The following is a 1,630-nucleotide window of genomic DNA, read 5'->3' on the forward strand; positions in this document are numbered from 1 at the left end:
GCTGCGGCGGGGGAGGGCCGGCATCACGGCGGCCGGCGTCGGTGCGGAGGTCCTCCCGGGGCAGGGCCACGCGGATCAGCCGCTCGATATCGCGGAGATAGCTGAGCTCCTCGCCGCCGGCGACCAGCGAAATCGCGGTGCCGTCGGCCCCGGCGCGGGCGGTGCGGCCGATGCGGTGCACATAGGTCTCGGGCACGTTGGGCAGGTCGAAATTGATGACGTGGCTGATGCCGTCGACGTCGATGCCGCGGGCGGCGATGTCGGTGGCGACCAGGGTGCGGATCTCGCCGGAGCGGAACTGGGCGAGCGTGCGCTCGCGATGGTTCTGCGACTTGTTCCCATGGATGGCGTTGGCGGCGATCCCGGCCTTGGCCAGCGTCTTCACCACCTTGTCGGCGCCGTGCTTGGTGCGGGTGAAGACCAGCGCACGGTTGATCGGCTCGTCCTGCAGCAGCTTGGTCAGGAAGGCGGGCTTGGCCGAGAAGTCGACCTGGAGGATGCGCTGGTTGATGCGCTCGGCGGTCGATGAGACCGGGGTGACCGCGACGCGGGCGGGATCACGCAGCATGGCGTCGGCGAGCTCGGCGATGTCCTTCGGCATTGTGGCCGAGAAGAACAGCGTCTGCCGCTTGATCGGCAGCTTGGCGACGATTTTGCGGATGTCGTTGATGAAGCCCATGTCGAGCATGCGGTCGGCCTCGTCGAGCACGAGGAACTCGACGCTTCCAAGCTTCAGCCCGTTGCTCTGCACGAGGTCGAGCAGGCGGCCGGGAGTGGCGACCAGGACCTCGACGCCCTGCATCAGCGAGCGGACCTGGCGGCCCATCGGAACGCCGCCGATGGCGAGCGTCGAGGACAGGCGGATGTGGCGGCCATAGGCGTTGAAACTGTCGAGGATCTGTCCGGACAGCTCGCGGGTGGGCGACAGCACCAGGACGCGGGGTGGTCTTGGGCTGCGGCTTGATACGGTGCTCGAGCAGGCGGTGCAGGATCGGCAGCGCGAAGGATGCGGTCTTGCCGGTGCCGGTCTGGGCGATGCCGACGACGTCGCGGCCGGTCAACGCCAGCGGGATGGTCTGGGCCTGGATGGGGGTGGGGGGTGACGTAGTTCTCTTCACGAAGAGCGCGCGCGATGGGTTCGGCTAGGCCGAAGTCCTGAAACGAAGTCAAAAGATGGGTCTTTCCATGTCAAAAGCGGGCGCCCGACGCAGTCCGCGGGGCGCGCGCAAAAGGGTGTCGAGAAGACACCTGCGTGTTTGGGGTGTCGGATGGCTTGGTGAGATGGGGCAAGCCAGAGGCCCGAGAGGGCTTAAGAACACGCGGCTCGCTACGACCCCTTGATTCGCAAGAGGTCTCGCTGGGTCATATGGAACATCGAGGGGGCGCTTTCAAGGCAAGCCCGGCTCAAACGACGATTGCGGTGCAGAAATAGTTGTGCCGGAAATTTAGACAGGAGCGCAAGCTTGCTCAAAAAATGAACTGCTTGCCGCATTAGCATACATTTTATTAGCTCAAGTTTTGAGCAGTCGGACTGCGGTCGAATTTAGATTGCGGCAAAATTGTCTATTCTGACCAATAGGTTGGCAGGTGCTCAGCCTATGGCATGGTTCTTGCGATTCCATTAATCGCA

The 1,630-nt window shown here is 64.0% G+C and carries 1 pseudogene; it reads right to left on the minus strand.

Annotated elements, in window-relative coordinates:
• Nucleotides 1-1,170, minus strand: a pseudogene (locus tag AC629_RS43800) (DEAD/DEAH box helicase); the annotation flags it as partial.
• Nucleotides 1,171-1,630: the final 460 nt, after the last annotated feature.

Origin of the sequence: Bradyrhizobium sp. NAS80.1, from assembly GCF_001908205.1 — a bacterium.
In the GTDB taxonomy this organism is placed as follows: Bacteria; Pseudomonadota; Alphaproteobacteria; order Rhizobiales; family Xanthobacteraceae; genus Bradyrhizobium.